The sequence below is a fragment of the Cryobacterium sp. LW097 genome, from assembly GCF_002205495.2.
Taxonomy (GTDB): Bacteria; Actinomycetota; Actinomycetes; order Actinomycetales; family Microbacteriaceae; genus Cryobacterium; species Cryobacterium zongtaii.
In genome coordinates, this window is sequence record NZ_CP021992.1 from 2299751 (window position 1) to 2322810 (window position 23060).

Sequence of the window (23060 nt, forward strand, 5' to 3'; positions counted from 1 at the left end):
ATATTCTGGCCGCCCGTCAGGAACCGATGCGGGTGTCCGTTTCTTTCACACCGAGGTTTGTCGACGTGTAGACACCGAGATTCGCCCCTGAATATTGGTGACCTGAGCTCGACCTCTGTAACCGGTTGGCCTTAGTGATTCTGGCTGAGCAACGGCAATTCAACGGTGAAGGTCGCTCCTCGGCCGACACCCGCGCTTTCTGCTCGAACGCTTCCACCGTGGGCCTCGGTGATGGATTTAGCGATCGCCAGGCCTACGCCGGAGCCACCGTGTGCGCGGTCCCTGCTGGCGTCCACTCGGTAGAACCGCTCGAAAACATGCAAAATGTGGTCGGCCGGAATTCCATCGCCCTCGTCGGAGACGGCGACCACCGCCCTGCCGCCGACTACCGCGGCGGAGATCACGACCTCGCCCCCGGACGGGGTGTGGCGAACCGCGTTGTCGAGGAGATTTGTCAGGACCTGACCGATGCGATCGCTGTCCCCATCGACAGCCGCGTCCCGGGCGCCTCCGGACATAGTGACCGTCAGCGTCACGTTCTGGGCAGCGTATTGCGCTGTCGCCTGGGCCACTGCATCCGCGACGACCTGAGAAACGAGCAGGCGTCGTCGGTGCATTGTCAGTCGGCCTTCTTCGGCGGTCGTCACGATGGCGACGTCCTGGCTAAGCCGTGCCAGACGGGTGACCTGGTCACCCAGCATCGTGAGGGTTGCCGGATCCGCTTGCTGGACGCCATCGGCGATGGCCTCCAGGTAGGCACCGATCGTGGTGATGGGGGTGCGCATTTCGTGTGCCAGGTCGCCCAGCATCCTCGTTCTGGTCGCTTCGATCCGACCGAGATCGGTGGCCATCGAGTTGAAGGCCGCAGTGAGGTCGTCGAACTCACTGCCTAGTCCCACAGCGGGGATACGCGCGGTGTAGTCCCCGTCAGCCACCCGGCCAGCTGCTTCAGTGACGGGTGCCAGGGACCGGGTGATCCGGCGGGAGAGAAACAGGCTCACCCCGACTGACGCTGCCAGAGCAGCGATGAGGGCCACGGCTAGGGAGAGCGTTGATGCCGTCCGGAATGCCTCCTCGGCATGCACCGTCGAGTTGGCCCCAGAACCACCCGTGCCCATCATGTGAACGTGGAAAATGGCTGGGCCGATCCCTGCGACGACGACCCAGGCAGTTGCGACTCCGACGAGAACTACGACGAGGATGGCGCCAAGTAGGCGGGCGCTGAGGTCCCTAGGGCCAGGGACCCGTGTGCGTGTTCTGCTCACGCTCCCACGCCCATCTGGTAGCCGACGCCACGCACCGTCCTAATAAAAACCGGTGTAGCCGGATCATCACCGATCTTGCGTCGTACGTGCCCGATATGCACATCCACAAGGTGCGGATCGCTCATCCAGCCGTCTCCCCATACGGCATCAATGAGTTGCTGCCGAGAGAAGACGATTCGAGGTTGACCGGCCAATGCCGCCAACACCTCGAACTCGGTGCGGGTCAGGTCCACCGCTTCACCGCTTCGGCGGACTTCGCGGCCGCCGACGTCGATTTGGAGGGAGCCAAAGACAAGAGGCGGTGTGCCGAGCGCGGCGGCTTGTTCGCTGGGGCGGGGCCGGCGGAGCATAGCGCGCACTCGAGCCACGAGCTCTCGCGGGCTGAAAGGCTTGGTCAGGTAGTCGTCTGCTCCGACGGAGAGGCCGACCAGCTTGTCGATTTCGTCAACCCGGGCGGTCAGCATGATGATGTAGCAATCGGTGAAGGTGCGCACGGTACGACAAACCTCAATGCCGTCCATCCCTGGTAGGCCCAAGTCGAGAACGATGATGGCGGGGGCCCAGTTTCGTGCCGTCGTCACCGCAGCCTGGCCGTCAGCTGACGTCTGCACGTCGAACCCATCTCGCTCCAAGTAGCCGGCGACCAACTCGAGCAGCGGCACCTCATCGTCGACCACCAGTACTCGCGGCCGCGGCTCCGCAGCGGTTTGTGGCCTGAAGGTCGTTGACATCATGGTCTCATTGTCCCTCCGGGTTCATCCCGGACCGCTCTGATGAGCGGCTGCCGCCCATATCCCCAGTCAATCTTTGTCAAAAGACCTATCAATGGATTTCAGCTGAGCTGCACCGCGCCATTCCCAGCTGAACTTTGTCAAGTGTCGATACGGTTTTGGGTACCCGCGATTTCAACCTGGTTTGTCGACACTGGAGGTGACATGAACCCGCACGGCAATTCCGTAGCTGACCGTCACCAAAGGCCTGTAGTCGCCTATGCGTTCACGGCGGTTCTTGTCATGGCAGCCATGTTGCTGGGCATGCACTCCATGATCGGCGAGCACGGCGTAGGTTCGGGGGCAGCCGAGTCCACTGCACATTCCGACACCGTCCCGAGGGCCGCTGACTTCGGAACTGACGTGGCGGTCGCGGCGACGGCGCCGATGCTCCCAGTGGTCGTGCATGCAGAAGTCGGCCTTTTCGGTAGCGCCGACGGCATGCTCGATTGCGCCGTGTGGGCGATAACCTGCGCCCTGGTACTGGTTTTAGCGGCTCTCATCATTCTTGCCAGCTCGCCGGCCACGTATCGGCGTCTGCTCGAGGCGGGCGGGCGGGGCGTCTCTCGCTATCAGGGCCCCGCGCTTCATCTCTTCAGGCCTAGCTTGGTCGTTCTCTCCATCAGTCGCACCTAAAACCAGCAATGGCCTTAGCGTCACTCGACGCCTACCTTCACCACGCCGTATGGCGACCCGATTTTTCACGTCTGACTCCGAATGGATTGACAATGCCCAAGCCACATATTTATCTTCTTGCTGCCGCAGCCGTCGCGACTGCACTCACTCTCAGCGCCTGCGCTGGTGGAGCAACCGACACCGGCTCATCCGCCGCCCCTAGCTCCCCCGAGTCCTCCGCCTCATCGGTTGATCTCGCCGACGCGGACGTCGAGTTCACCCAGATGATGATCCCCCATCACGAACAGGCCGTCGAAATGAGCGATGACCTTCTCGCGAAAGACGAGATCGACCAGCGCATCGTGGACCTGGCCACCGAGATCAAAGACGCTCAAGAGCCCGAAATCCAGCAGCTCGAATCCTGGCTATCCGCATGGGGCATGGATGACACCAGCTCCAGCGAAATGGATATGTCCGATATGGATCACGGCACGGACGGCATGATGTCTGACGACGATATGAACGCCCTCGAGTCCGCGCCCTCAGAAGACGCTGGAAAACTCTTTCTCGAACAGATGATCGTTCATCACCAGGGCGCAATCGCGATGGCTCAGACCGAGATCGACGAGGGACAATTCCCGGACGCTGTGGACATGGCCACGAACATCGTGAACAGCCAGACCGCCGAGATTGATGTCATGAACGGCATCCTCGCCACACTGTAGCCCCAGGTTCAGGAGCGACCGTGACACGCGAGCGGTCGGACCCCGGATTCCGCGAGCGAAGCAGGTAAAGATGACTGTCATCGGGTACGCGCGTGGTGCAACGCGCAAGCAGAGAGTCGATGAGCGAGAAATCGCGTTGACCGCGGCCGGCGCGGAGCGCGTGTATGTGGACCACGGCGAGTCGAAGAATAGGGCGTCGTTGCCGCAGTTTTCAGCCTGCTTGGCTTGATTGCGGGCCGGTGACGTCTTGTTGGTTTGCCAACTCAGCCAGTTGGATCGGTTGGCTCGTGACGATCGTCTGATTTCACTCCTTCACGAGCTCGGCGAACGCGGCATCGGACTTCGTTCGTTAGCGGAACCGGCGATCGATACGACCGGCCCCTCAGGCCGGGTCCTTTTCGCTTGCCCAGGTTGAAGGCTCCATAGGCGCTACCGTCCTTGCCTGCGGGGAGAGCTGGAACTGGGTGTAACCGTCAACTTCGATGACGAGCTCGCCAGTGCGTTCGCCTATGCCTCCGTCAGCTGGGGCCCGCGGGTGGGCGTGTGGTGGGCCACTCCACTGAGGAGAGATGGCGGCGCAATTTCTTTTCGGACAAGCGACCGTAGCTGAACAGCTCGCCGTCGATCAAGATGCCCGGGGCGAAAACGATGCCGACCCGGTTCGCAAGATCTCGGCCTTCGGCTGATGCCAACGGAATCTCCACGATGTTGAAGGGATACTCGTCGGCGAGCTGCGCCAAGGTGTTTTTCGCGTTCACGCAGGAGGGGCAGGCCTCTTGGGTCAGGACGGTGACCATCATCATCCGTTCACCCCGGCAGCCGTCATGTCGGCGAGAAGGTCGGTCATGGACACGTACATGGTGTAATCCGGGGCGCCACCGTAGTCGGCTCGCCACTGAATGGTGCCGTCAGGCCCGACAAGGATGAAGCTGTGTCCGGCGCGGGAGTCGCCCATCATGCCGTAGTCGTTAGCCCCGTACTCTTTTATGACGTCCATCTTCGTGTCCGCCAGGGCGACGGAGGCGAGTTTGTCATCTTCCATCTTTTGCGCGATCAGGTCTACCGGCCCGCTGGTGATTGTGAGCACGGCGTCGACTCCGACGGCAGTGAGCTGATCGGATTCGGCGTCCAGGTCACGCATCTGGTCCCAACAGGGCTGGCAGCCCAGTCCCTCATGGAAGTACAAGAGCACCGATTTGCCCGCGTAGTCAGTCAAATCCACGGTGTCCCCCGATGTGGACTCCATTGCGAATCCCGGGGCCATCTCTCCCACCCCCGGAGATCCCACCGCGTAGTCAGCCGCATCGTCGCTCCTGACCATAGGAGCGGACTGGGCCGGCTGGGCGGGTCCGGAGTCCTGGGCGAGAATAAGGAAAAAGGCGCTGAAAATGGCCACGACCACGCCGGCACCGATCAGCACGGCAAGGCGGTTGGTGTTCATTTTCAGAGGCCGCATCGCTGCGGCGCGCTTCTTGTTGCGTGATGCCATTACTGTGATTCCTTTGCGGTGTCGTGACAGGCCGGAGCGGTCGAACCGGCCGCTACCTGCTCTGCCGTATCTGGCTCTGTCGCGGAAGAGGTGTGACCTCCCTGTGGGCGTCGGGCGCGCAGCGCCTTCCACACCAGGGTGGCGAGGGCGACGAAGACCACGAGGGCCGAGAGCCAGCCGGGGATGAAGCCGACGGACTGCTGAATAACCACAGCTGTGTGGTTGAGCCAGGCGGTGACCCGAACCTGCCAGCCGTCGGGTGCCATGCCGATGCCGCGAACCGCGATGATCATGGTGACGATACCCATCCCGAGCATCAAGCCACCGGACAACAGGCTCGACAGCGGCAGCCGTCGTCCGCCGGGCCACAGGGCGACAGTGCGCGCCGTGAGCAGCCGGCTATTGCTCCAGTCCTTCCGATCCCACACCAGCGCAAGGACACAGAGCGGAGCGACCATGCCGAAGACGTAGGCAATACCGACCAGCGCTGCCGTAGAAATCGACGACGCCGCCCCGGACATCGCGGCGACTCCGGCCAGGACTGGTGCACAACAGGCACTCGCCGCGCCAGAAAAAACGCCCAACCCGTACACGGAACCGATTCCTGACCCTGAACTCTTCCCCGACGGCATCGGGAGCATCAACTTCCACCCCACCAACGTGGCGACACCTACGACGACCATGGCAATTCCCACCGCGCTGAAAATCCAGAAGTGGTACTGCGCCAGGGCGCGGCTAACGATCGCGGCCCCCAACGCAATGGGCAGGATGATCGTGCCGACACCGGCAGCGAAAACAAGTGTCATTCCCAGGATCGGGCCGCGACGGCGGAAGCTCGACGCGAAGAACGCCGGTAGCATGACCGACACACAACAGGGGGCCAGCAGGGCGACGATGCCGCCTAAGAACGAGGCGAGGATTGTGGTGGAGAGCAGGACCTGCTCCATGTATTGCTCCTTCAAAAGTGCACGGACTCACCGCCGTGCCGATGCCGTGGGGACGGGCGGACGGGCGGACGCCCGAGGGTCAAGCCTGGGTCGTAGTCTTCGCGGCTTCGTTGGAGCCGGTGTCGCTGTGGACGGGTGATTCCCGCGGGGCGGCAGCGTCCTTGTTTTTGCTGCGCATCATCATGAACGTCATCCCGATCATCGTCACGGGGCACGCCAGAACCGCTGCGAGGGGAAGTGCCTCGCCGATCGATCTTCCGGCCACGAGCAGGCCGCCGAGAATAACGACACCGATCAGAATCATGCCGATGAGATGCGACTTGCCACCGTGGTTGTGCCCGTTCATGGACCTTCTCTTCTCTGGGGTTCGGTTGGGTGGACTGCGTCCCCTGGTGGTGTGTTTTTGCCTCGGCCGTTTATGGGGAAGATCCGAGCAATCGCCCACACCCCGAGAACGACGAACACCACACAAATTCCGGCGAGAATCGGCCACTCGCTCATGACCATTACTTCCTCCTGCTGGAATGTCCTGTCATGACTCTGGTTCCTCCACCCGCGCTTCTCGATGCAGGTTTGACGAAGAAACGATAAAGAAGGAGCGTCCGGTTCGAGGGTTCGTGGGCCCGGAGACTTCGTTTACGCATCGCTGAACGGCGACAACGCTGTGGCGCCGCAAACCAGGGCCTCGTGAGATCGACCGTCGCAGCGGCGCCGACCGACCTCAGGACGCCCGAGAAGGGGAAAATGAGTTATTGCCAACTTTTGCGACTTGTGATTGCATTTTTCTGAAGCACCAAATGACACGCTGAAAGTACGAGGAACGTACCATGAGCAACACCACCAACAGGGGCCGCGTCACGCGGCTCTCAACTGAGACGAAGGCTGCATTCAAGACCACTGAGTTCATTGCGTATGTGGTCATACTCGTCGGGTTGTTCATCGCATCGGCCATGGTGGACAACGGAGACGACGGTGAGGGATTCGGCGCTCAGGATGCCTGGTTCTACGCCACGCTCCTAACCATCGGTTACATGGTCAGCCGCGGCCTCGCTAAGTCAGGAAGTCGGGAATATTACGACCACGACGACCACGACACTCGTCATTAGCGAACGCCCGCAGAGCAGTCAGTAACGGACGGTGGGAGCGCCCGGGCCTTCTGGCAGCCTGACCACTCCACACGCCAAGAAGTTCGGAAACGCGATCGTGTTTGCGGCGAGAGCTTCAACGACCGGCCACGGAGGATGACGTTGCGAGCTCCGCAGAGTCATCTCCCCCAGTCCGACTCGGAGAGGGCTATTTGCGCGTCTTGAAATCGATCGCCTCACCGCTGACACAGTTCCGGCTGCTCCTTCCAGTCCTGGAGTCGCTATCATGACGCGTGATGGCACAATTGACCTCCCCGGTACTTCAGGCGCTTGGCCGATTCAACGACCGGCATCCTTGGTCGCACAACGATGCCTACTCAGGCTGGATCGTCTATCAGGCCCGACGCGTTCACTTCCGCGGAGGGTCACGCGCACTCGACGTCGGTTGTGGCACCGGGCATCTGGTCGAACGCCTGTCCCGCGAGCTCTCCGACGTGCGTGGCATCGAACCAGACCCGGCCAGCGTAGAAGCGGCGCGTTACAACACGCGGGAGCTCCGCAACGTGGTGATCAGCCGATCGACGTGGGCCGAAGTCCGCGACACCCCGTATGACCTGATCACGTTCGTGGCGGTACTCCACCACCTCCCCCTTCAGGAAACTCTGCGCAGAGCGAGCCTGCTCGTCGCTCCAGGAGGCCGTCTGGTCATCGTGGGCGTCGCCCGTGAAACCGCTCGCGACATCCCGTTGTCGCTGATCTCGACACTGCTCAATCCACTGGTCGGCTTGGCATTGCACCCGCGCCCGGCCGTCCGCTTGCCCGCTCACATGCGCTCCCCCATCCAGCCGCCCACGGAAACATACGCCGAGGTCAAGGCCGTTGCCCGACGGGTGCTGCCCGGTATCACCCTGCGGCGCAGCCTGTTCTGGCGGTACACGGCCGTCTGGACGGCACCACCGTCGTCCTCCCAAGTCCGCCGGCCAGTATTTCGCAGCAGACTACGCCGGGCTACCGGTTGAATCACTCAAGTCGTGAAATCGATCGTACCGACGGATAGCAATCTTCAAGAGCCCGCTCCGCCGAAGGAGTCCGTCCGACGCTGCCGAACGGAATCGATCAGACACGCAGATGCGAAATGCAGCCCGCAATTTTGGTGGCGGGCGTGACACATTCGCCTCGAGCTACGTCTTAGAAGTGGATACTCCGGACCGCCTGTGGTGGAGGCGCCACGAAACAAGGGTTCACTATGGACGCAATCACATTGGCCGGGCGCTCACCTGAGGTCACCGCAGCCGGACCACCGCGACTACGCGGACGTTACCGGTTGCTGGAACTGATCGGTCGAGGCGGCGAGGGCTCTGTCTACCGCGCCAGGGACGAAACGCTGGGTCGTGATGTCGCGGTGAAGGTCTTCGAGGCGTCCGCGACAACCGAGAAGGACATCCGTCGTCAGGAAGACGAAGTGAACCTCTTGGCGAGCCTGAGCCACCACAGCCTCGTCACCTTGCTCGATGCGGGTGTCGACCGCACGGATGTGGGCCGGCCACGTGTCTTTTTCGTCATGGAGCTCGTCACCGGCGCGGATCTCAAGGTCCAGCTCGAGCGGGGCACTCTCTCGGCTCGTCAGATAGCGCACATCGGCTACGACCTGGCTGAAGGCCTGCAGTACATCCATCATCGGGGTGTTGTGCATCGGGACGTCAAGCCGGCCAACGTCCTGCTTGTCGACTACAACCACGGCGGCGCTCGATACCGCGCGAAGCTGACCGATTTCGGCATCGCCCTGGTAGGCGCCATCGACCGCCGAGACCCGGACGCCGTGACGACGGGCACGGCCGCCTACCTCAGCCCCGAACAGACGCGGGGTCAGACGCTCGGCTCGGCCAGCGATGTCTACTCGCTGGGGCTCGTTCTTCTCGAGTGCTTCACTCGCACCATCGCGTTTCCCGGCGACCCGATCCCGTCGGCACTGGCCCGGCTCAGAAAAGACCCCTCCATTCCGCCCGGCATCGCCCCGGAATGGCGGGCGCTGCTGGCTGCAATGACCGCCCGCGACCCGAAGGACCGCCCCTCCATCCACGATCTGGTCGTGGCGCTTCGCCAGATGGTCGCTGCCGAGACCGGCCGGCACCGAGATGTGGCGGCGATTTCCGCGCCTTCGACCGAGGAAGCCCGGATGCTCGCGGTCGCGCGCTATCGACTGCCGGAAGCACCGGCCGACGGGGCCTTCGACCGCGTCACGGCCATTGCCGCCCGAGTGTTCTCCGTTCCGGTCGCGCTCGTCACGATCGTCGACCAGGACCGGATCTGGTTCACGTCCCACCACGGTCTGGAGATCGACCACATTGAGAGGCACCCGGGGCTCTGCGCCTCGGCGATCCTGGACGACGTGCCCTGGGTCGTCGAGGATGCCCGGTTCGACCCCCGGACGCTGGCTAATCCCCTCGTCGCCAGCGATTTCGGCCTCCAGTTCTACGCCGGGGTGCCGTTGCGCACCCGCGACGGACACAACCTCGGCACTCTTTGCGTTCTCGACTTCGAACCGCGCCAGGCCTCGGAAGAGGAACTCGCCACCCTCGGCGACCTCGCTGCGGTGGTCATGAGCGAAATGGAACTGCGCCTGGAAGGTCGGCGATCTGCTTTGGCGCTCAAAAGCGCTACTTCGACGCCGAGCTGACCCGCCGAACCCGCCGGGTCACCGTGAACTCGCCTGACGCCCTGCGAGCCGCGGGGCACCCTGCGCGAAGCATGAGACCTCCCTATTTCTTCTTCAGAGTGTTGGCGTGATCAGTGACCAGGCTCGCCTCATCCTTCGGGGGCCGCTCGTAGTCATTTGCTTCCGGGCGATCGGGAATAGTCACTTCGTCCGGCACCCGGTGCTCATAGGGGATGTTGGACAGAAGGTGCTTGATTGAGTTGATTCGTGCCGCACGCTTGTCATCGCTCTCAACGGTCCACCACCGTGCAAACGGAAGGTCCGTGACAGCGAACAAGTCATCCTTGGCTCGCGAGTAGTCCTCCCAGCGGGTAATCGAAAAGAGGTCCGTCTCGGAGAGTTTCCACCGGCGCATCGGATCTTCCAGTCGAGAACGGAACCGGTCTTCCTGGACCTTGTCAGACACAGAGAACCAGAACTTCACCAGAATGATCCCCTCGTCAACGAGCATCTTTTCCACCAAGGGCACCTGCTCGAGAAACAGACGGTATTGCTCATCGGTGCAATATCCCATCACCCGTTCGACGCCACCACGGTTGTACCAAGAGCGGTCCATCAAGACGATCTCCCCGGCGGTGGGAAGCCGTTCAATGTAGCGCTGGAAATACCACTGGCCCTTCTCTCGCTCGCTCGGAGTGGGAAGTGCGACGACCCGGGCGGAGCGCGGATTCAAATATTGGACGATCCGCTTGATCGCGCCGCCCTTGCCCGCGGCGTCTCGACCCTCGAAGATGACCAGCACCCGCGCCCCGGTCTCAATGACCCATTGCTGCATGCCTACGAGCTCGGCTTGCAACCGTTCCAGCTCATCCTCGTATAGAGGTTTCGGAACGCGCTTGACCGCACCTGTTTTCTTCGACTTCGACACGGCTGTCCCTTCATCGACCTACGGCGGCAGCCCGAAACACGCGGCCGGGACGATCATAAATCCTGTGCGGCGACAAGCGCGAGGTTAGAGCGCAGATTCGTTCCCTGCGAGCATGCTCATCTCTGTACTGCCTGGTTTACAGTGGCTCAATGAGTGATGTCACGCTTCGGAACGCCGCTGTCATTTACAACCCCGTCAAGGTCGATCTCGATGCCCTCCGAAACGCTGTGAATGCGGAGGCAGCGGCCGGGGGGTGGTCTGAGAGCGTCTGGTTTGAAACGTCCGTCGACGATGTCGGCCAGGGCGTGACCGCGAAAGCGTTGGAACTCGGCGTTGATCTGATCATCGTCGCCGGCGGTGACGGTACCGTGCGCGCTGTCATCGAGGCCGTTCGCGGGCACGACGTGCCGGTTGGGCTTATACCCTCCGGAACGGGCAACCTCCTCGCGCGCAATCTCGACCTCACCCTCAGTGACATGCACGAGAGCGTGCGCGCAGCATTCACCGGTGAGGATCGCGCCATTGATCTGGGCATGATTCGTATCGAGCGAGACGACAAGTCGCGCGACGAGCACGCGTTCGTGGTGATGGCAGGTTTGGGCCTTGACGCAAAGATGATCACGAACACTGACGAAGATCTCAAGGCAAAAGCCGGCTGGGCAGCCTATGTGAAAGCAATCGTCAAGTCTCTGCGTGACCCGGATGAGCTGCACATGCGATTCCAGATCAACGACGGCGCTGCCAAGCGAGCAACGGTGCACACCCTGATCCTCGGCAACTGCGGATCGTTGCCGGCCAATATCTTGCTGATGCCCGAAGCAGTGCTGGATGACGGTTTGTTCGATGTCATGATGACCCGGCCAGGCGGTGCACTGGGCTGGATCAGGGTATGGGTGAAAGTGGCCTGGACCAACGGCATCGTTCGTCGAACCAAAGCGGGCAAGGCCCTCGCCGGGGAACAGAAGAACGACGGCGACCTGCGCTATGAAACCGGCTCTGAGTTCACCGCACGCTTCTCTCGACCCGAGGAAATAGAACTCGACGGCGACGCGTTCGGCAAAGCCGTTGCCTTCAAAGCCTGGATCGAGCCCAGCAAGCTCCGCATCCGCATTCCAGTCACAACCCCATAAGAATCCTCGCACCAACCACACCACCCAGAACTTGCCGGCGGCGTATCTGCATCACGCGGAGAACCGCAACGAGTGACCTGCCCATTCGAAGTCACCCGTCGGGGCCTTAGCGCCGATGTCGACACACTTGCTGACAAAGCCACGCCCAGCAAGATCGTGGACCGCCAGAAAGTCAGACGCGCGCAGGCGCCTCATCGCGGGAGCGCTCAATACCGGCGAACGTGGGGTCGTCGTCGAAAGACTTAATGCGTGCCACCTGGAAGATGATCAGCGCATAGACGGCCTTTGCCAGAATGTCGGCGATCGAATAGCCGACCTGTTTGTAGACCCAGGCATCAGGACCGGCGATGTCCAGCAACGGCAACAGATAGGCAATCGGGTAGACACCCCAGCTCAGCAACAGCAAGAAACGCAGCTGGCTCAGGATGCGGCGCACGCCCACGGGTTGTTTGTTCAGCGACTTACCCAGCTGGACGAACAGCACATAGAGAATGTAGGCGAACGGGATGGTGGACAGCAGCCCGAACAGGCCACGGATGCCGTTGTCGCCACTGATCTCTCCGGGGTATCCGAGGATGATCATGAGCGCGGCGGCCGGAACGAGCCGCACCAGCAGCCCACGTTGCACGGACCGGGCCAGCGCGAGCACGGCGATGAGTTCCACCAGCAGCAGCGGTACCGTGAGGAGCCAGTCCACGTAGCGGTAGCCCTCGTTGAATCCTTCGCCGACCGCCTGGCTGTAGTCGGCCTGGCCGCCGACGCCTTCCGTCACGAAGGCCGCCTTGAACGAGTCGAAGATGCGGAAGTAATGGTAGGCCGCGATGCCGCAGACGACGATGGCCACCGTGATGGCCTGGCGATACCGCGGCAGGATGCGTGGCAGCGAGATCAGCAGAAAGACCGCCGTGAACAGCTGGGCGGCGATGACCAGGGACAAGGAGTTGTAGACCGTGTCGTACTGGCCGGGCGAGAGAATATCGGGAATCATGATCTACTCCATCGGTTTTGACGGTGCCTGATTTGCCTTAGTCACTAAGTGACTTACTCAGTAAACTACATTTTCACCTTGTTTGGGGTGAATTGGGTACGATTACTTCACAACGCCGCGTGGGCGGGGCTTGCCCCCACGTAGGCCGGAGGAGACATGACCCAACCCGAAGCGCTCGCGCATACCCTCACCGGTTTTCCGGCGGCGGCCACTGCATTCGTGAGCGCCCTCGACGCTAACCGCCAGCGCATCGCGCAGGATGTCGGTGTGAGCGCGACCGAGCTGCGCGCCCTGTTCCGGGTGGGTCGGTCGGTGAGCATCACGCCCAAGGAGCTGGCCGCACACCTAGGCATGACCACGGGCGCGATCACCGCGATCGCCCGCCGGTTGGTCGACGCGGACCTGCTGCACCGGGTGGATCACCCCGGCGACCGGCGCAGCCTCTACCTGGAGTTGACCCCGCTCGGGCACGAGGTGATGGGCGGCATCCACCGGGACTTCTCGGAGATGCTCGCCGCCTCGACCAGTAGTTTGAATGCCGATCAGCTCGCCGCCTTCACCGAGGCCCTCACCTCGGTCGCAGCCGAGGTGCGCAGCCGGTCTGCGCGCCCCTGATGCTCAGAGCAGTGACGTGCTCGTTGCCGGAAACGGCACGCTGAAACTCACGCCCCATTGTGCTTGCCGGGTGCTCTACACCGCCTCCTCCCCCACCGCCGCACCGTTGATTTCCGTGAACTTCCCGCATGTCTTCCGTTAGGGGACCGGTGTTGCGCCCGGGTGTCCGTTAGGACTGAAGAATGACTACTCCTGACAGCCCCACATTGGAGCCCCTTAGACCCAGCGATCTGGGAATGAGGTCTGGCTCATGACTCTCACCGCGATGATGCCGTCCCTCCGGCGTACGCTCGCCGATCCTCTCAACATCGATGCGTGGCCCGAATCTTCACACGCCACCACCACTGATGTCATCGTCTCCGGCGTGTCCATGCTGCGGCTCGTCGACGTGTGCCAAACCCCGTGCGTGCATACTGCTACCGCCGTCATCCCCGGCACTAACGGGCGGAGATCGCCGTACCGGGACGCCGCCGTCGTCGTCGTGCAGGTCACTGCGGTTCTGAGGAACTTCGACGCCGCACGTGTGGTCCTCATCGACGCGTGCCTGGACAATGTGGACGCGACGTGGCGGGAAACCCGACTCATCGGGCGAGCCTCGACGGTCAAGAGCAGCACCGCGATTCTGCTCTCCGGCGAATCTCACGAAACCCCCGGTCTCGGTCGCGGCATGGTGGAGCTGCCCGACGATCTCCGTGAAGGTGACTTACTCGCCATCCCCTGTATGGGTGTTGTCGCACTCCGCGATATCCGGGCGCGGCCGCAGTTCGAAGACGACACAGTGGCACCCCCCGAGCGTGACGCCGTTGCATTGACCTGGCTGGCACAACTCGCATAAACCGTGAGACCGGGTCAGCCGGCCTATTTTTCGGTGTGAGACTGGGCATACCGACGCTGTCATCGGGGAAGAATCCCACGGGTGAAGGTCTCGGAGACGGCGATGGGGCGCAATGCAGGCACGAGAGTGGAAGAATCCGGTGTTGGTCACCGGCGCGACCGGGAATGTGGGTCGGGTGGTTGTGCAGGAGCTTTTGGATGGTGGCGCCCGAGTGAGGGCGACCGGTCGTAGCGTCGAGTCGGTTCGGCGGGTATTCGGCGACCGGGTGGAAGCCGTTGCTCTTGACTTCACCGACCCAACTACCTGGGAAGCCGCCTTTGCGGGGGTGCAGCAGATGTTCCTCATGCGCCCGCCGCACTTGGGGAAACCGAAAAGTCAGATGATCCCGGCGTTGGAGTACGCCCGCGACCACGGGATCTCGCAAATCGTGTTCCTGTCGCTGCAGGGAGCAGAGAAGAACACCGTCGTGCCGCACGCGGCGATCGAGGCGTGGCTTCGTGACTCAGGCGTGGCATGGACTTTCGTTAGAGCATCCTTCTTCCACCAAAATCTGTCCACCACCCATCTGACCGATATTCGCGACCGGGACGAGATCATGGTCCCCGCACGCAACGGAGCGACGGCATTCGTGGATGTTGAAGACGTCGGAGCCGTTGCGGCCGCGGCGCTGCTGGATCCGTCAGCGCATGTGAACACCGCGTGGACGGTGACCGGGAATGAAGCGCTGACCTATGCACAGATTGCCGAGATCCTCACCCACGAGCTGGGCCGGCCGATCCGCTACGCGCGGCCCGGCATCCTGCGGTATATCGTGCATGCCCGCAGGAAGTTAGGAATGCCATGGGGCATGGTCCTCGTCACTGCGGCGATTTACACCACCGCCCGGCTGGGCCTGGCCGCGGGCCTGACCGACGATGTCCGTCAGGTCCTCGGTCGCGACCCAGTCGGGTTCGCAGTGTTCGCCCACCGCGACCGCTCGGTGTGGTCTCCGCGATAGTTCGGAGCGAGCGCGCGCCGCGGTAGAGCATTCAGCGGTGCGACGATCCTGTTTCAGGACGAGGTCGCGCTCGTGTCCGTTGGATGCTCGTGAGAAGTATCCATGTCGGTGTATTCGCCCTCCACCTCCGCCCCCTCGCCGTTTGCTTCCGACGGCCCTGCTACTGGCTCAGAATCGGTGTATTCGCCATCAGGAGCATTCTTGTTTTTCATGAGCTTCTCTCTCGAAGGGAGTACTGAGTTTATCTCTTGTAGCTGGCCCGTGTTCGGGTCCATCATTCTCGGGTGCCGCTCCCCAGTGGATTGGTGGACGTTAGGAGACGATCAAGTTCTTGCCGGGAGATCTCGAACCTAGAGCTATAACGCAGAAGATTAGGGTGGGCTGAATCGATCCTTGTGTCTCCTAATGGGACCCGAACCCATGAAATGCGAGACGTAGGAGATCCCTCCTGTTCCCCCGACGAGCGGCAGATGACTTGTCTCGCATCTGTAGGATTCCGAGATGAGATTGCCCCTTGTCTGAGGCGCTCACGTTCGCCTGTTCGCGTTCTGGTAATTGAGGTTCCAGTAGCGAGCCACGAGGCCTCCACCTCAGAAGCGCGCGGTATCACTGCGGTGAATCCGGCTAGTCTTAACAGATCAGACAGGGCGTCGCGGGTCACCGGGACCACCCCTCGTGCCCTTGTGTGCCTCTTCGATGATCCGGACGTTCTTTACAACGGCGCTTTCGGTCATGAGCAGATCGAGCGAAGTGACGAACAGTCGGGCGATTTCTTCACTGCTCACGTCAGGGCCGGGCACGTCGACCCGGAACCTCTGGGCCTGAAGACCGCCCTCGTTCGAAAACACGATCTCTGCATCGAAAACAGCGCGATATTCGGTCATCTGGCAACACTAACGAGATGGTCGTTGACGAACACGCTGCCCCGCGGTACCAACTCAGCGATCACGCGACGCAACAGATAACCATCGCGCGCACGAACCCATCATTTGATCAGCCTTCGACCGGTTGGACTAGACGCCTCGCAACCCATGGGATAGGAGACGTAAAAGATCCCTCCTGTTCACCCGACGAGCGGCAGGTGACTTATCTCGTATCTGGACCCGTCTCGCATCTGTAGTGTTTCGAGTCAAAGGAACTTGCTGGACGGCTGTCCCCGTGGCCTAGGTGCCCGCATTCGATATGTCTATTGAATGGTGCCAGAAATCGTCTGCACCAGTTTCAGGACTCTTCAACACAGCTGTAGTCGGGCTTGTCCGAGAAGCCCGTGGCGGAGCATTTGGTCGACCGAATGGTGGGGCATCGTCGCGGTGGCGAACACAGCGTTGCGGCCGGGAGTCGCCGTGAATCTGGAATTTCGGAACGGTGGCATTCAGGCATTCGGGAGAGCGACTTCCGGACCATCAATGGCCTCCATCCTGGTGGCAGGTGGTCGAAAAGGCGAACAATGCAATGGCAACAGCGGGTAATCCTGCAACGCGAAGGCGACGAAGAAGCCAAGAGCCGAGTGGTTGGATTGCGTAGTTTTCCTTCTTATGGTTGTGGCTGTTGGGGGGGAATTCGTTAACCAGTTGTACTCGATTGCAGTTGAAAGCGTGCGCTGTGTGGTGTTGTCGGCGCAAGCGGACACGGCGTCAGGCAGATCGGGGGGGGGTCGGTGTCAACGCCCTAGGTTGTCATAGAGACGGCGAACTGCGGTCCACTGGATATCTCGACGGGAGTGACTTTCGACGGGCTGCAAGAGTTGGTGGGACGAGTCCATCGGTAGAGTTTTGCGATGAAGAGTTTTCGCATCAAGGTGCCAGAGTCGGATCTTGTTGATCTGCGGGATCGGCTTCTTCGTACACGCTTACCGGAGCCAACGCCTGGGACGGAGTGGGCTGCTGGAGTTCCGAAGTCTTACTTGCAGAATCTCGTGACCTACTGGGAAGCCGAGTTTGACTGGCGTGCTCAGGAACGTTGGTTGAACTCATTCCCGCAATTTACTGCTGACATCGACTCCCAATTAGTCCATTTTGTTCACGTGAAGTCATCCCATCCTCATGCCGTACCTCTTGTCCTGAGCCATGGATGGCCGTACTCGTTTGCCGAGATGCTCCCGCTCGTCACTCTCTTGTCCGACTTTGACCTCGTCATTCCCTCATTACCCGGGTTCGTGTTCTCCGACGCCCCCACCGGATTTTTCACCGATACAAGTACGGCGCGAACGATACATAAGCTGATGACTGATGTCCTCGGGTACGCCCGGTACGGCACCTATGGTGAGGACATTGGCGCCTCCGTCAGTCATAGCCTGGCGTCACTCTTCCCGGACTCAGTGCTCGGTATCTTCGTCACACACCCCGCAGTGCCCCAGGTTGACGACCGGAAAGACCTCTCCGCGGCAGAAGACGCCTTCATTGCATGGCTCGACGCCGAATGGGAGGACGAGACCGCGTATGCGCATCTGCAAAGCACCCGCCCCGACACGGTCGCCGCCGCCTTGAACGACTCGCCCGCTGGGCTTGCCGCCTGGATTCTCGAAAAGTTTCGTTCGTGGAGCGACAGACGAAGCGGCCCGACCGAACTCACTCTTGATGAAAAGTTCTCTCGCGACGACCTTCTGCGAACGATTTCGCTGTACTGGTTCACCCAATCCATTGGGTCATCATTCCGCTCCTACTACCACCTGCGGCACCGCGAGAAGCGTGGCGCCGTTCACATCCCGACGGGCATCGCCGTCGGGACAGGAGACCTCGGATACCCCCGTGAACTCGCCCAGCGCACGTACACCGACATTCGAAGCTTCGCCGTGCTCCCTCACGGTGGTCACTTCACGGCTAAAGAGGAACCCGAACTCGTCAGCGCCAACATCCGGGCCTTCTTCCAAGGGCTCCTAACCGAACCGGACCCGACGCGACCTCCCGATGGCGCCCGGGGCGTCTATTCGGAGGTCGGAGAGGCGTCGGAGTTCGAAAGTTCTCGGCCCTCCGTCACCGAGTGATCAGCTGCTGTAGCGTCAGCCCACTCCTCCGCCCAGGAAACAAGCGGCCCGAACGCCGCAGGTAGAGCGGCTCCAAGCGAGGACAACTCGTATGAACCGTCGTGCTGACGGGCGACCAGCTTCGCTTCAGTGAGTTCACGAAGTCGGAGAGTCAGCGTCGAAGATGACATCCCGTCGCACTCTCGTTGAAGTTCCAAAAACGTGAGCGCGTGGCCCTGCAATTCCCAAACAATTCTCATGCTCCATCGCCGCGTCATGAGGTCGAGCAGTGCGAACAGCGGCCGCCCTGTTCGCGAACCCTTGGCAGGTCTTCCTGGAAGAGGGGTGGTTGACATAAAGCCACACTATCGCTTGCGCTTCGATATTCGAAGTGGTAGCTTCGGCTTCACTTCGATAGTCGAAGTGATCAGGGTTGGGAGCGGAAATGAAGATCGGAATTGTAGGCGCGGGCAACGTGGGCAAGCTGTACGGCGAGCAGTGGGTGAAGCGAGGCCACGAGGTCGCGTTCAGCTATGTGCGCGATTTGGGCCGTCTCGAAGATTTTGTCGGACGGCTAGGTTCGTTGGCGTGCGTGCTTGAGGTAGAGAAGGTGGCAGCATTTTCGGACGTGGTCGTTTTCGCGCCGCCATTCGAGCTGATTGCGCACGCGGCAGCGCTCGTCGGTCCAGCATCAGGAAAGGTGGTCGTCGACACCACTAATCCTTTCAACCCAGAGCGCACTGGGTTGGTCGATCTCGGCACCAACACTTCGTCGGCGAAGGTCGCAGACTTGTTCCCGGACGCCTTTGTGGTCAAGGCCCTCCATAATTTGTCGGTAGATCAGGCCGCCGCTGCCATCAACCAGACTCCCTCCGTCATATTCATAGCCGGGGACAACAACGAGGCCAAGGACACGGTGGCGCGCTTAGTCGTCGACGCTGGGCTCAGTCCCTTTGACACGGGTGAACTAACTACCGCCGATCTGAGCGAAGCACCTGGCCCCTTGTTCATGAACGTGTACAGCATGTCGGCGGTCGCCGAAGCGGTCGCGATCGCCCGCGGCTGACTGTCCCCTAACAAACTCGAGCCACCCCGACTTCGCGGTAAGTTGGCGCACGATCGAACGGAGCTCTCGTTCGACATCCCGGCCACAAGCGAAAGCAGCCCCTTGGACGTCGTGGAGTTGCTGCTCCAGGACGACGCCTTTACCCTGGCGTTGAGCAGCCTTCCCATCAATCAAAAACGTGCCTGGCTCATGCGCGAGTTCGCCGGCTGCACCTACTCGGTCATCGCGCTTGAACTCGTAGTTCCGGAGTCCACCGTGCGCGGGCTCCTGGCCCGATCGCGTCACACCCTTGCCCGGGAATTGGCCTCCTGGCGCTAAATCGCGAGACCGCTCTTCCCGGGGAGAGCGGTCTCGCCGCCGACAGGTGCCGGCCCGGGTCGAATCGACCCGGGCCGGGGATGGGACGGTTAGCGCCTGATAGCGCGTTGGAACCAGCTGGCTTTGGCCGACGGCACCGGCCGCTGCTGTTCGCCCTGCTGGGCGCCGAGCACGATCAGGATAAGCGTGACGACCGGAGTGACCCACTGCAGGATGCGTTGCTGGTTCTGGGCGGACGCCAACTCGTCTGAGGTGACCTCGCTGGGTTCGGTGGTGCCCTCGACCGCTTCGCCTGCGTTCGCGCCCATCTTCATTCCCAGCACGCCGGAATACACGCTGGTGCCGATGGCGACCAGCGTGAGTGCCAGCTTGACGCCGGTGTTCACCCGCCCTTCCTTCTGGGCGGCGAGCCGCTCGGTGTTGCCCAGGATCAGGCCGACCCCGCCGAGGCCATGCGCGGCCATGGCCGCCCACTGCACCGGCGCCCAGTGCTTCCAGCCCACGCTGGACACCGCCAGCCGTTCCCGGGGGTTACTGACGGAAGCGGCAGCGCTGTTCAGCCCCACCGCGCCCATCAGCGAACCACCGAACCAGGCGGCCAGGCCCACATCATGAAGGCTTCGAACGAGAGTGTTGCGTTGTGACATACGTCTGCTCCTCTTAGTTGTTTCAGGTCGCGAAAACTCTTGGCCGTTTAGGCTTCGAAGGCTTCCGCGCGAAACGTCATGACCAACTGAATAGCACTGGGCCGCATGGTCGCGCCTCCCACGGCACCCGGACCCGGGGACCGAAGCCTCCCGGGCCTGGCGGTTCTTCAGGTGCTAAATGGTGTCGTCGCGGGCACGGCGGCCCTTGCGCTCGATGTCTGACTCGTCGTAGTCGATCTCTTCTTTGCGCACGTCTTCGGAGACCCGCTGGTCTTCGGTCACCGTTTCGGTGCCCAGGCGGACCCGCTCCACCGGAACGGTTTCTTTATCCACCACGACGCGCTCCTCGGTGAGCTGGACTTCGTGCTCCTCGGTGAGCTGGACTTCGTGCTCCTCGTCACTGAGGTCGGGACCGGAGTTGGCGTTGCCGCGGTTGGCGTCGGTGATGGGTTCACGTTCGAGGGTGACCTCTTCGTGGCTCACCGGTACCGTGACGGTCTGGTTCTCCGTCACCACGTGCTTGCGCAGTCGGGCGCGGCCAGCGGACACCTGCTCCTTGCCGACGCGCAGCTGCTCCTCGGAGCGGGTCATCGCTTCGTCGGTGGTGGGCCCGGAGGTGTCGTATCCCTCGGTGCGACGGTCACCGGCAGCGGCATCCGTGCGGGTGTCGTCGGAGTTTCCGGTGTTGCCGGTGCTCTGGCCGACGGTGGATCCGCTGAGGCCGTAGTACCTGTAGAGGGCGTCTTCGTCGGCGCTCTCCAGCGCGCCGTCGGTGTCGATGCGGGGGGCATCCTTTACGACATCCTTCGCGAAGCCGATGTGGAGCTCGTCGCCGGTCCAATCGGCAGTTTCAAGGGGCGCGAAGGATTCGCTGGTTCCGAACAGTCCGGTCTTCACCGTGACCCAGCTGGGCTGGTTGGTGGACGAGTCCAGGTACACCTGGCCGACGGTACCGACCTTGCGGCCCTCGGTGTCGACGACGTTGGCACCGATAAGGGAATCGATGTTGTTGGTGTTGATCATTGTCATTTCTCTCTTCCTACTTCGCACGCCGGACCAGTTGCCCGGCGGTGGTGGGGCGGTGGATCGAATTGAGGATCAGGGTTGATGCAAGGGTGCTGTTGAGTGGTGCGGACTAGCGGCCGAGGCCGGCCTTGTCGACCTTGCGGTGGTAGCGCATTCCGGCGAGACCGCCGAGGATGGCGCCGCCGAGGCTGACGACGGCGATAGCGATGGCCGTGATGATGCTGCCGAGGGCAAGGTCGCCCTCGTTGATGGGGATGCGCGGGAAGCTGTTCAGGTTGGCGAGGACGTTGAACTGACTGCCTGCTATGGCTCCCACGACAGCCAGCACCACAGCCACGATCAATGCCCAAAGCCAGACGGCGATGCCCTGCTTCGCGCCGCTGAACCGCGCCATCCGCCCGGCGACATAGCCGCCGCAGAAGTATGCGACGAACACGACGACCCCGAGCGCGATTGCCCCGATTAGGCCCACCGTTGCGGCGTTCTCGGTTGCTGCCCCCGCTGCCTGCTCTGGGTCGGCCTGCGTGCCAAGCCCGACGGCAGCGCCGGCGCCGACGACCAACGCGGTAAGCAGCACCGCCGCCCCTGTAGCGGTGAGCCAGCCGAAGAAAGCGGTGCCGAACCGCATGCCGCCGAACTGTTCCTTCTGCTTCGCCACAACATCCTCGCGGATGGTGTTACCGCTGGTGGCTGCGTGAGCGGCCGGCTGGGTGTCGCCGGATGTTTGTGCTGGCGGCACCTGGCGGGGTTCGTTCTGCGCTGAGGTCATGAGGTTCTCCTTCGAACGAGGCTGCCGAGTGGAACGAATGCGTCTCGATGGCCGGTGCGGCACATCCGCCGAATCATCGGCTACCTATCTCAGACGGTCAGACCCGGCGCATCGTCACGCTCCAAAGTGAAGTTTTCTCAAAAATCGCGAGACGGATACACGCAGGCCTTGGGACGTACCCAGCCGGAATTCGTTCCTCCTTGTTGATCATGATCTAAGTGGGTGATTGTGGGAGCCGAGTCTGCGTCGCGAGGTCGCGATCACTCCCATTCGGCGCTCATACCGGCCGGGAAGCGGGAGCCGAAGCCGCCCGTGGGGAGGATCTGCGTGATGCGGTCGAGATCTGTCTCGGTGAGGGTTAGGTCGGCGGCTCCGAGGTTCTCCTCGACGCGTGCGGCGCTTCGGGTACCGGGGATCGGGACGATGTGCTCGCCCTGGGCGAGGATCCAGGCGAGGGCGAGCTGCGCGACCGTCGCGCCCTTCGAGGAGGCCAACTCACCCAACTGGCGGGTCGCCTCGAGGTTCTTTTCGAAGTTGCCGGCCTGCCAGCGGGCAGCGGTATGGCGCATGTCGGTCTCGTCGTACTCGGCTCCGGGCTTGGCCGTGCCGGTGAGGAATCCGCGTCCCAGAGGCGAGTAGGGCACGAATCCGATGCCGAGCTCGTCGAGGGTCGGGAACAGTTTCTCGATCTCGCGGTCAAAGAGGGAGTACTCGGTCTGCAGGACCGAGACCGGCTGTACGGCGTGAGCGCGGCGCATGGTCTCGGGGCCGGCCTCGCTGAGACCGAAGTACTTCACCTTGCCTGCTTCGATAAGTTCCTTGACCGTGCCGGCGACGTCTTCGATGGGCACGTTCGGGTCGGGGCGGTGCTGGTAGAGAACATCGATGTGGTCCATGCCGAGGTAGCGGAGGCTGTTCTCGACGACCTCCCGGATGTGCTCCGGGCGGCTGTCGAGCCTGAACTCGGGGGTGAAGCCGAACTTCGTGGCGATCACCACGTCGTCGCGGAAGCTCTTCACCGCACCGCCGACGACTTTCTCGTTCTCGCCCCAGCCGTACATCTCGGCGGTGTCGAAGAAGGTGACGCCGAGCTCGTAGGCCTTCTGGATCGCGGCGACGCCCTCGTGGGCTTGGCCGGGTCCGTAAAACGAGGAGATGCCCATCGAGCCGTAGCCGATCGCGGAGGTGGTGAGGCCTTGCTGGCCAAGAGTGCGTTTCTGCATGAGA

Annotated in this window: 29 protein-coding genes; 14 read left to right on the forward strand and 15 right to left on the reverse strand. The window is 62.2% G+C overall.

Translation table 11 applies throughout. The annotated features are described in order from the left end of the window. Positions 1-131: 131 nt before the first annotated feature. Positions 132-1121: an ATP-binding protein gene (locus B7495_RS10635; protein WP_240632202.1), complete on the reverse strand. Its 990-nt coding sequence runs from the start codon at positions 1119-1121 to the stop codon at positions 132-134. A 140-nt stretch (positions 1122-1261) separates the two neighbouring features. After that, positions 1262-1999, reverse strand: coding sequence for a response regulator transcription factor (locus B7495_RS10640; protein WP_088456541.1), 738 nt, complete (start codon positions 1997-1999; stop codon positions 1262-1264). A 201-nt stretch (positions 2000-2200) separates the two neighbouring features. Between B7495_RS10640 and B7495_RS10645 the strand changes: the two genes are divergently transcribed. The 3 genes from B7495_RS10645 to B7495_RS19620 all read left to right on the forward strand — a co-directional run bounded on the left by B7495_RS10645 (position 2201) and on the right by B7495_RS19620 (position 3790). Further along, entirely contained in the window at positions 2201-2671 is a 471-nt protein-coding gene (locus tag B7495_RS10645; protein WP_088456542.1) for a hypothetical protein, read from the forward strand. Positions 2672-2763: 92 nt separating this feature from the next. Continuing rightward, positions 2764-3375 (forward strand): DUF305 domain-containing protein, encoded by a 612-nt coding sequence (locus B7495_RS10650; protein WP_088456543.1) that lies wholly within the window; start codon positions 2764-2766, stop codon positions 3373-3375. A gap of 280 nt (positions 3376-3655) precedes the next feature. Next, positions 3656-3790 (forward strand): hypothetical protein, encoded by a 135-nt coding sequence (locus B7495_RS19620; protein ID WP_370028132.1) that lies wholly within the window; start codon positions 3656-3658, stop codon positions 3788-3790. A gap of 103 nt (positions 3791-3893) precedes the next feature. On the opposite strand, the gene B7495_RS10660 is transcribed toward B7495_RS19620, so the two are convergent. From B7495_RS10660 to B7495_RS10675, 4 genes are all read right to left on the reverse strand, one after another. Beyond that, positions 3894-4178, reverse strand: a complete 285-nt coding sequence (locus tag B7495_RS10660; protein WP_088456545.1) for a thioredoxin family protein — start codon at positions 4176-4178, stop codon at positions 3894-3896. Next, positions 4175-4864 (reverse strand): peroxiredoxin family protein, encoded by a 690-nt coding sequence (locus tag B7495_RS10665; protein ID WP_088456546.1) that lies wholly within the window; start codon positions 4862-4864, stop codon positions 4175-4177. Before B7495_RS10665 ends, B7495_RS10660 begins: the two co-directional genes overlap by 4 nt. Beyond that, positions 4864-5811 carry a cytochrome c biogenesis CcdA family protein gene (locus B7495_RS10670; RefSeq protein WP_088456547.1) on the reverse strand — a complete coding sequence of 316 codons (948 nt, stop codon included), beginning with the start codon at positions 5809-5811 and terminating at the stop codon, positions 4864-4866. Before B7495_RS10670 ends, B7495_RS10665 begins: the two co-directional genes overlap by 1 nt. Positions 5812-5890: 79 nt before the next feature. Beyond that, complete coding sequence (locus tag B7495_RS10675) at positions 5891-6157, reverse strand: hypothetical protein (protein ID WP_088456548.1); 267 nt, start codon at positions 6155-6157, stop codon at positions 5891-5893. A 481-nt stretch (positions 6158-6638) separates the two neighbouring features. On the opposite strand from B7495_RS10675, the gene B7495_RS10680 reads away from it, so the two are divergent. The 3 genes from B7495_RS10680 to B7495_RS10690 all read left to right on the forward strand — a co-directional run bounded on the left by B7495_RS10680 (position 6639) and on the right by B7495_RS10690 (position 9573). After that, on the forward strand, positions 6639-6917 hold the full coding sequence (locus B7495_RS10680) for a hypothetical protein (RefSeq protein WP_088456549.1): 279 nt from the start codon (positions 6639-6641) through the stop codon (positions 6915-6917). Between the two features lie 275 nt (positions 6918-7192). Continuing rightward, positions 7193-7915 carry a bifunctional 2-polyprenyl-6-hydroxyphenol methylase/3-demethylubiquinol 3-O-methyltransferase UbiG gene (locus tag B7495_RS10685; RefSeq protein ID WP_088456550.1) on the forward strand — a complete coding sequence of 241 codons (723 nt, stop codon included), beginning with the start codon at positions 7193-7195 and terminating at the stop codon, positions 7913-7915. A 305-nt stretch (positions 7916-8220) separates the two neighbouring features. Then, a complete protein-coding gene (locus B7495_RS10690) occupies positions 8221-9573 on the forward strand; it encodes a protein kinase (protein ID WP_240632203.1) in 1353 nt (450 codons plus the stop codon). A gap of 82 nt (positions 9574-9655) precedes the next feature. On the opposite strand, the gene ppk2 is transcribed toward B7495_RS10690, so the two are convergent. Beyond that, a complete protein-coding gene (ppk2, locus tag B7495_RS10695; RefSeq protein WP_088456552.1) occupies positions 9656-10480 on the reverse strand; it encodes a polyphosphate kinase 2 in 825 nt (274 codons plus the stop codon). Between the two features lie 149 nt (positions 10481-10629). Between ppk2 and B7495_RS10700 the strand changes: the two genes are divergently transcribed. Together B7495_RS10700 and B7495_RS10705 are read left to right on the forward strand one after the other, a co-directional pair. Beyond that, the gene (locus B7495_RS10700; RefSeq protein WP_088456553.1) at positions 10630-11610 is read left to right on the forward strand and encodes a diacylglycerol kinase family protein; all 981 of its coding nucleotides are present in this window, start codon (positions 10630-10632) and stop codon (positions 11608-11610) included. 72 nt (positions 11611-11682) lie between these two features. Further along, entirely contained in the window at positions 11683-11856 is a 174-nt protein-coding gene (locus tag B7495_RS10705) for a DUF3618 domain-containing protein (protein WP_088456554.1), read from the forward strand. Here B7495_RS10705 and B7495_RS10710 read toward each other — a convergent pair. After that, a complete protein-coding gene (locus B7495_RS10710) occupies positions 11783-12598 on the reverse strand; it encodes a bacteriorhodopsin-like (protein WP_088456555.1) in 816 nt (271 codons plus the stop codon). The genes B7495_RS10705 and B7495_RS10710 overlap by 74 nt on opposite strands. Positions 12599-12754: 156 nt before the next feature. Here B7495_RS10710 and B7495_RS10715 point away from each other — a divergent pair, with 156 nt between their 5' ends. The 3 genes from B7495_RS10715 to B7495_RS10725 all read left to right on the forward strand — a co-directional run bounded on the left by B7495_RS10715 (position 12755) and on the right by B7495_RS10725 (position 15045). Continuing rightward, entirely contained in the window at positions 12755-13213 is a 459-nt protein-coding gene (locus B7495_RS10715; RefSeq protein WP_088456556.1) for a MarR family winged helix-turn-helix transcriptional regulator, read from the forward strand. A 250-nt stretch (positions 13214-13463) separates the two neighbouring features. Beyond that, positions 13464-14048 carry a hypothetical protein gene (locus tag B7495_RS10720; RefSeq protein WP_088456557.1) on the forward strand — a complete coding sequence of 195 codons (585 nt, stop codon included), beginning with the start codon at positions 13464-13466 and terminating at the stop codon, positions 14046-14048. 112 nt (positions 14049-14160) lie between these two features. Next, positions 14161-15045 (forward strand): NmrA family NAD(P)-binding protein, encoded by an 885-nt coding sequence (locus B7495_RS10725; RefSeq protein WP_088456558.1) that lies wholly within the window; start codon positions 14161-14163, stop codon positions 15043-15045. A gap of 53 nt (positions 15046-15098) precedes the next feature. Here the strand turns inward: B7495_RS10725 and B7495_RS19090 are convergent, their stop codons facing one another. Beyond that, entirely contained in the window at positions 15099-15257 is a 159-nt protein-coding gene (locus tag B7495_RS19090) for a hypothetical protein (RefSeq protein WP_168195306.1), read from the reverse strand. A 426-nt stretch (positions 15258-15683) separates the two neighbouring features. Then, a complete protein-coding gene (locus tag B7495_RS10730; protein ID WP_088456559.1) occupies positions 15684-15929 on the reverse strand; it encodes a hypothetical protein in 246 nt (81 codons plus the stop codon). 893 nt (positions 15930-16822) lie between these two features. On the opposite strand from B7495_RS10730, the gene B7495_RS10735 reads away from it, so the two are divergent. Next, on the forward strand, positions 16823-18028 hold the full coding sequence (locus tag B7495_RS10735) for an epoxide hydrolase family protein (protein ID WP_088456560.1): 1206 nt from the start codon (positions 16823-16825) through the stop codon (positions 18026-18028). On the opposite strand, the gene B7495_RS19560 is transcribed toward B7495_RS10735, so the two are convergent. Beyond that, a complete protein-coding gene (locus B7495_RS19560; protein ID WP_088456561.1) occupies positions 17968-18363 on the reverse strand; it encodes a helix-turn-helix domain-containing protein in 396 nt (131 codons plus the stop codon). The genes B7495_RS10735 and B7495_RS19560 overlap by 61 nt on opposite strands. An 89-nt stretch (positions 18364-18452) precedes the next feature. Between B7495_RS19560 and B7495_RS10745 the strand changes: the two genes are divergently transcribed. Further along, positions 18453-19073: an NADPH-dependent F420 reductase gene (locus B7495_RS10745; RefSeq protein WP_088456562.1), complete on the forward strand. Its 621-nt coding sequence runs from the start codon at positions 18453-18455 to the stop codon at positions 19071-19073. A gap of 111 nt (positions 19074-19184) precedes the next feature. Next, positions 19185-19391, forward strand: coding sequence for an RNA polymerase sigma factor (locus tag B7495_RS10750; protein WP_240632499.1), 207 nt, complete (start codon positions 19185-19187; stop codon positions 19389-19391). 89 nt (positions 19392-19480) lie between these two features. On the opposite strand, the gene B7495_RS10755 is transcribed toward B7495_RS10750, so the two are convergent. The 4 genes from B7495_RS10755 to B7495_RS10770 all read right to left on the reverse strand — a co-directional run bounded on the left by B7495_RS10755 (position 19481) and on the right by B7495_RS10770 (position 23056). Next, on the reverse strand, positions 19481-20038 hold the full coding sequence (locus B7495_RS10755; RefSeq protein ID WP_088456564.1) for a hypothetical protein: 558 nt from the start codon (positions 20036-20038) through the stop codon (positions 19481-19483). A gap of 174 nt (positions 20039-20212) precedes the next feature. Beyond that, entirely contained in the window at positions 20213-21067 is an 855-nt protein-coding gene (locus tag B7495_RS10760; RefSeq protein ID WP_370028135.1) for a DUF2382 domain-containing protein, read from the reverse strand. Positions 21068-21173: 106 nt separating this feature from the next. Then, positions 21174-21833, reverse strand: a complete 660-nt coding sequence (locus B7495_RS10765) for a hypothetical protein (protein ID WP_174776214.1) — start codon at positions 21831-21833, stop codon at positions 21174-21176. Between the two features lie 260 nt (positions 21834-22093). Then, a complete protein-coding gene (locus tag B7495_RS10770) occupies positions 22094-23056 on the reverse strand; it encodes an aldo/keto reductase (protein ID WP_088456566.1) in 963 nt (320 codons plus the stop codon). Positions 23057-23060: the final 4 nt, after the last annotated feature.